Source organism: Inquilinus sp. (genome assembly GCF_039594555.1).
Classification (GTDB): Bacteria; Pseudomonadota; Alphaproteobacteria; order DSM-16000; family Inquilinaceae; genus Inquilinus.
This window is the reverse complement of the sequence record NZ_JBCNNF010000400.1, coordinates 1-6,361: the sequence shown is the minus strand read 5'-3', so window position 1 is coordinate 6,361 and position 6,361 is coordinate 1. Positions and strand designations below refer to the sequence as shown.

The 6,361-nt window shown below is 70.7% G+C and carries 4 protein-coding genes; 2 read left to right on the top strand and 2 right to left on the bottom strand.

What is annotated here, in order from left to right; all coding sequences use genetic code 11:
- Positions 1 to 446 precede the first annotated feature (446 nt).
- Positions 447 to 809, top strand: coding sequence for a response regulator (locus ABDW35_RS29840; RefSeq protein WP_343717484.1), 363 nt, complete (start codon positions 447 to 449; stop codon positions 807 to 809).
- A 221-nt stretch (positions 810 to 1,030) separates the two neighbouring features.
- On the opposite strand, the gene ABDW35_RS29835 is transcribed toward ABDW35_RS29840, so the two are convergent.
- Positions 1,031 to 2,413, bottom strand: a complete 1,383-nt coding sequence (locus ABDW35_RS29835) for a dipeptidase (protein ID WP_343717483.1) — start codon at positions 2,411 to 2,413, stop codon at positions 1,031 to 1,033.
- A 325-nt stretch (positions 2,414 to 2,738) separates the two neighbouring features.
- On the opposite strand from ABDW35_RS29835, the gene ABDW35_RS29830 reads away from it, so the two are divergent.
- Positions 2,739 to 2,921: a hypothetical protein gene (locus ABDW35_RS29830; protein ID WP_343717482.1), complete on the top strand. Its 183-nt coding sequence runs from the start codon at positions 2,739 to 2,741 to the stop codon at positions 2,919 to 2,921.
- A 151-nt stretch (positions 2,922 to 3,072) separates the two neighbouring features.
- Here the strand turns inward: ABDW35_RS29830 and ABDW35_RS29825 are convergent, their stop codons facing one another.
- A complete protein-coding gene (locus ABDW35_RS29825) occupies positions 3,073 to 6,108 on the bottom strand; it encodes a glycoside hydrolase family 38 C-terminal domain-containing protein (protein WP_343717481.1) in 3,036 nt (1,011 codons plus the stop codon).
- Between the last annotated feature and the right edge of the window lie 253 nt (positions 6,109 to 6,361).

The window sequence follows — 6,361 nt, the reverse complement described above, 5'->3', positions numbered from 1 at the left end:
TTCAAATCCCTCCCCAGCTACCATCGAATTTCCTGAATGTTCCCGCGGATTTCCGCGCCGGGACAAGGGCTTGGAAGGCGGAGAGACCGGTCGCGGCTCTCCGCCTTTTTCGTTTGCATCCGTTCTTTTCCCGGCAATTCCGCACATTCCACGCCAGGCGATACGCCAGACGGGTTCGCGATTCCCGCTGGCGTTGCCGTGGGTAGCACTTCGGCGCCGCCTCACCGCCCAAGCATATCCTCCAAATGGGGTGCCGGCTCCGTGAAATCCCTTCTGAACGTCGTCGGATGCGAAGGAGTCCCCCGAGCATCCAACCCGCCCCGGTGGTGCCCCCGCCATGTTCCGGGTCAGGTCCCTTTCCGTCCGAAATTCTCAAAAAGCACAATTCCACTCGCACTCTCTTGGCTTCCGCCCGTTGTTCGGACGGGTATCGCTGGAGGGGCACTATGGAGGCCGACGATAGACCGACCATTCTCGTGGTCGAGGACGAGTTTCTGATCGGGATTCTCTTGGCGGACGCGCTGGCGGCAGGCCGCTTCAGGATCATCGGTCCGCTGGCGAGGTTGGCTGAAGCGCTCGATGCCGCACGGACCAAGAGCTTCGACGCCGCGCTCCTGGATATCCAGTTGGCGCAGGGCGAGGACGTCTACCCCGTAGCGGAGGTGCTCGCCGAGCGCGGCATCCCTTTCGCGTTCGTCTCCTCTCGTCCGAAGGATCAGATCGACTATCGCTTCATCGTCCGGCCGGTGCTCTCGAAGCCGTTCTCCGAGGCCGATGTTCAGGAACTGGCAAGGGCGCTTACTCGCTGAGCCGCGACATCTTCGTGCGTCGGCGTGCCGGGCTTGCCCAGCGCGCGAAGATCCATCTCACTTCATAGACCCATTGCCGTCGAGCCAATCACCGATCTCCTTGAGGGACGGAGACATCGCCACCGAGACCAGCAGCCACCAGCGCATCCGCCAGTCTGTCGAGCGCCTCAGGGTTGCCCTCCCCGCCTTTCCGTTCGTGTCCCCGGAGCCACAGCCAAGGATCAGCCCCGGCTGTGGCCGGCCAGGCGCGGCAGCAGCCGCGCCCAGCCGACCAGCCCGTCGCGGAACCGCTCCAGCCGGAAGAACTCGTTCGGCGAGTGGTAGTCCTCATCGGCGGTCGAGAAGCTGAAGAACACCGTCTCGATCCCCAGGATCTCCCGGAACACGCCGCCGATCGGGATGGTCGCGCCCATCGCCACCCGTAGCGGCGGCTGGCCGAACAGCTCGCCCAGCACGCCCTCGGTCAGCGCCAGCACCGGCTGGTCGGCCGGCAGGGCATAGGCCGGCGCCCCCCCGCCCTGGCGGAGGATCTCCAGCCTGTACCCGGCCGGGGCGTGCCGCCGGAGATGCGCCTCGATCGCGGCGAAGACCCGGTCCGGGTCCTGGCCGGCGACCAGGCGGCAGGTGATCTTGGCGCCGGCCTTGGCCGGGATCACGGTCTTGGAACCGGGCCCGCCATAGCCGCCGGTGATGCCGTTCAGCTCCAGCGTCGGCTTCAGCCACTGGCGGACCAGCAGCTCCTCGGCCGTCGGCATCGGCTGCGGCGCCGCCGCGCCGATCGCAGCGAAATAGCCCTGCGGATCGAAGCCGGAGGCGTGGATCGCTTCGATCAGCTTCGGGTCGGGCGGGGTGATGCCGTCATGGAAGCCTTCCACGGCGACCTCCCCGGCCTCGTCATGCAGCGTCGCCAGGAGGCGGGCCATAGCCGGCAGCGGGTTCGGCGCGCTGCCGCCGTGCCGGCCGGAATGCAGGTCCTTGCCGGGGCCGTGCAGCTCCAGCTCCAGCTTCAGCATGCCGCGGCTGGCAACGGTGACGGTCGGCAGGTCGTATCGCCACAGCGCCCCGTCGGCCGACAGCACCACATCGGCGGCGAGGCGCTTGGCCTCGGCCGCGACCAGCGCCGCGAGATGGGCGCTGCCGCATTCCTCCTCGCCCTCATAGAGGAACTTTAGATTCACCGGCAGCCCACCCTCGTGCTGCAGGAAGGCCTCGGCCACCAGGATCGGGATCAGCGACGGTCCCTTGTCGTCCGAGGCGCCGCGGGCATAGAGGCGGCCGTCACGGATCGCCGGCTCGAAGGGCGGCGAGGTCCACAGCTCGACCGGGTCGGGCGGCTGCACGTCGTAATGGCCGTAGACCAGCACGGTCGGCGCGCCCGGGGCGTGGCACCATTCCGCCGTCACGGCCGGATGCCCCTCGGTCGGCAGGATCTCGACCCGCTCCAGCCCGGCCCGGGCCATGCGGTCGGCAACGAAGCGGGCGGCACGCTGCACCTCCGGCGCATAGGCCGGGTCGGTGCTGACGCTCGGGATCGAGCAGTACTGCTTCAGCTCCTCGACATGCTGCTCGAACCGGTCCAGCAGCTGGGTTTCGACCGTGCTCATCGTCTCCGTTCCCGCTCAGCCCCGGCCGGCGTCCGCCAGCCGACTCACAGCGCAGCACAGCACGGGAGAGCCGGGGCCGTCGATGCCCTGGGCCGCGGGGGCGGGATTGTCATGGCTGCGAAACAAAGGAGCCCGGCCCGAAGCGTGGTGGGGGAGGCCTCGGGCCGGGCCGGGCGCCGTGATCGACGATAAGGCATCTGGGCGCAGATTGAACCGAAGGGCGCTGTCCATCCAGGGTTGCCGGCCCCCCTATTTTACGGCTCCGCAAAGCGGAACCGTCCGGTTTCCACTGCCGTTCCCTTCACAGGACAGATTGGAGGTGCGCATGACGACGCCCCGCAAGCCCGGCGACGCGCCGGAGCCGGATCGCAAGACGGCCGGCCGCAAGGTCGACGAGGCCTCGGCCCAGAGCATGGATGCCAGCGACCCGCCCTCGTTCAACCCCGGCACCGCCGGCGCCGGCGAGGATCGCCGGTCGGCCCCGGCCAAGCCGAAGGAGCGGCGCTGAACCGGCGGTCGCGGCGCCTTGCCGATCCGTAAGTGGACAGGCCGCGCCGGCCATGGCCGGATGACGCCCGGCGCCGCCCGTCAGCAGTTGGCGCCGCACCCGGCCCGGGTCCCCTCCCCCCAAGCCTGAGACCCGGGCCGGGCGCCCCGTGCTAGCGTTCCGGCCACATCCGCCAGCTGCGCAGCTCGAACGGCTCCAGCGCGTGTGGCCGGTCCCGCTTCACGGGCTCCTCCAGCAAGGACACCGCCTCGCCCAGCCAGCCATCCGGCACGGTGACCGACAGCGGCCCGCGGGCGCCGGCCGGTTCGTAGAGGCGCAGCACCAGGCCGCGGCCATCCTCCGCCGGCTTCAGCGCCGCCAGCCCGGCGGCGACGCCGGAGACCATCAGCGGCGTGTGCAGCCCGGCCGCAAGGTTCCGCGCCGGCAGCGCCAGCAGCTTCTGATTCAGGTCCTCCGCCGCCTCGCGCACCCCGCCCTCGTGCCAATCGCCCGCATGCGGCAGGATGGCGTAGGTGAACTCCTGCACGCCCTCATCGGCCAGCGGGTCGGGATAAATCGGCGCCCGCACCAGGCTGAGGCCCAGCACGTTGCCGAGCGCGCTGTGGCCGTATTTCCCGTCATTCAGCAGGGCGACGCCGAAGCCCGGCTCCGACAAATCGGCGAAGCGATGGCCCGGCACCTCGAACTTGGCCTGGTCCCAGGAGGTGTTGCGGTGGGTCGGCCGCCGCACCACGCCGAAGGCGCATTCGAAGCTGGCCTGCTCCGCCCGCACCGCCACCGGCACCAAGGCGCGCAGCAGCACCCGCCGGTCGTGCCAGTCGAGCCGGGTGTGGATGTCGAGCCGCGGTGAGTTCGCCCACAGCGTCAGCGTCTGGGTGATCGTCGAGTCGCGCCAGCGGCGGACCAGACGCAGCGCCGCCCGGTCCAGCCCGTCCTCGACCAGCTCGGATTGCTCCAGTTCGGTCAGCTCGAAGCCCTGGCGGTCATAGTCCGCCTCGACGTCCCAGGCGTCCCAGCTGCGCGGCTTGTCGGCCGGGTACAGCCAGAGCTGGTTGCCGCGCCCGGCCAGCGCGTCGCGGCCGGTCGGCTTGTGCAGCAGCCGGGCGATGGTGCCGTCGGCACCGATCTCGACCCGCAGGAACCTGTTCTCCAGCACGCTGCCCGTGGTCGACCACGAAGCCGACAGCCCCGGCGCCGGCTGCAGCGCCGCGCGGTCGAGCACGACGACGCCCAGCGGCGGCACCGTCAGGTCCGGCGCCAGGGCCTCGCCCTCCAGCTCCAGCCGCAGCGGGCGCGGCGACAGGTCGGGGTTCACCACCACCAGCGCATCGGCCGTGCCGCCGGCCGGCAGGGCGGCGGCAATCGCGGCCATCGCCTCGGCCTGGCGATCCAGCCCCGCATCCCGCGCGGCCGCCAGCTCGCGCTCCGCATCCTCATAGACCTCGCGGATGCTGGAGCCGGGCAGGATGTCGTGGAACTGGTTCTTCAGCAAGCCGCGCCACGCCGGCTCCAGGCTGGCGAAGGCCGGGCCGCCCAGCAGCGTCGCCAGGCTGCCCGCCACCTCGGCCGCCAGCAGCGCACGCTCGGCCTGGCGGTTCAGCCGCTTGGTGCGGCCCTGGCTGGTCAGGGTGCCGCGGTGCAGCTCGAGATAGATCTCCCCCAGCCAGACCGGCAGCGCCTCGACATCCGCCCGCTCGCGGATCCGGCCAAAGAAATCCTCCACCCGCGCCGGCCGCAGCTCCGGCAGCGCCGGGAAGTCGGCCAGCTGGGCCTGGCGCTCCAGCATCTCGGGCGTCACCCCGCCGCCGCCATCGCCGAAGCCCACCGCCAGCAGGCTTTCGTCATGCGCGGTCTTGCCCCGGAAGTTGCGCCAGGTCGGCAGCACGCAATCGGCCCGGATGGTGCCGTTATAGCCCTCGATCGGGTTGTCGAAGGTGTGGGCCAGCACGCGGCTGCCATCCAGCCCCTCCCACTGGAACAGGTCGTGCGGGAAGCGATTGGTCTCCGACCAGTTCACCTTGATGGTGAAGAAGCTGTCCATGCCGCCCTGGCGCAGGATCTGCGGCAGGGCCGGCGAGAAGCCGAAGCAGTCGGGCAGCCAGCACACGGTGTGGCGGCGGCCGAAGGTCCGCTCAAAATAGCGCTGGCCGTATAGGGCCTGGCGCACCAGGCTTTCGCCGGTCGGCATGTTGGTGTCGGGCTCGACCCACAGCCCGCCGGTCGCCTCCCACCGGCCCTCCGCCGCCCGCTCGCGGATCGCGGCGAACAGCTCCGGGTCGTCGGCCTCGATCTGGGCGTAGTAGGCGGCGGTCGACTGGTTGAAGACGAAATCCGGGAATCGCTCCATCAGCCGCAGCGCGGTGTGGAAGGTGCGGCGCGCCTTGCGCCGCGTTTCGGCATAGGGCCACAGCCAGGCCAGGTCGATATGGGCGTGGCCGGTGATCGCCAGGCGCCCCTGCGGCGGGAACCGCTCCTTGAGCGCACGGAGCGCCGCCGCCAGCGCGTCATGCGCCGCGACCGCCGCCGCCCGCTCCGCCTCGCCCAGCGCCGGCGGCTGCGGGTCGAGCGGCGGCAGGCGCCAGATCGCCTGCTGCTGCGGCAAGGGCGCGGTGCGGGCCAGATAGGCCCCGGTGGCCGACGGCCAGTCCAGCGACCGCAGCGCCCCCTCGGCCGCCGCCAGCAGATGCGGCACGGCCTCGTGGCCGCCCAGCGCTGTCGCCGCCTCCCACACCTGGCGCAGCAGCAGCGCCAGCCGGTGCACCGCCCCGTCGACCCAGACCAGCCGGGCCTCCGCCAGGCGGGGATGATGCACCGGCTGGCCGAAGGGCAGGCGCGGCACGCTCTCGGTCTCGATCCGGACCCGGCGGGCGCGCAGCGGGAATTCGCGATGATTCAGGTCGAGGCCGAAGCGGGTGGTGCCTGCGCCCTCCTCCTGCAGCGTCAGCAGGCTCTCGCCGCCGACATCGAGCCGCAGCCGCACCTCCTCCAGCGGCCAGGCGGCCGGCACCTCGGCCTCGGCGGTGAAGGCCAGCACGCCCTCGGTGTGCGGCCAGGGATCGCCGAGCGCCAGCGGCCGGCCGTCGCAGCGCCATTCGGCGATCGGCTCGCCGGCCCGGTCGCGCCAGCACAGGATCTCGGCGATGCGGGCGTCCAGCCGTTGCAGGCGCTGGGCGATCGACAGGCTCATTCCGATCTCTCCGTTGGGCAGGGATGGGACGACGACGCCGTCCGCGGAACCTGGGGAGACACGATTCGCTCCGCCCTTAGTTACCGCATTCCGCCCGCGCAGGCACGGGGTGCTGCCGTTTCCCGCCGAGGCCGAAGCCTCGCCGCAAGGCTCCGGTTCGCTCGGATTTTATAGATTTTAACACTCAACTTGCCGAATCTTTTGCGATGCAAAAAAGATTTCCTATTGCTCAAAGATTGGTGATAGCTTACTC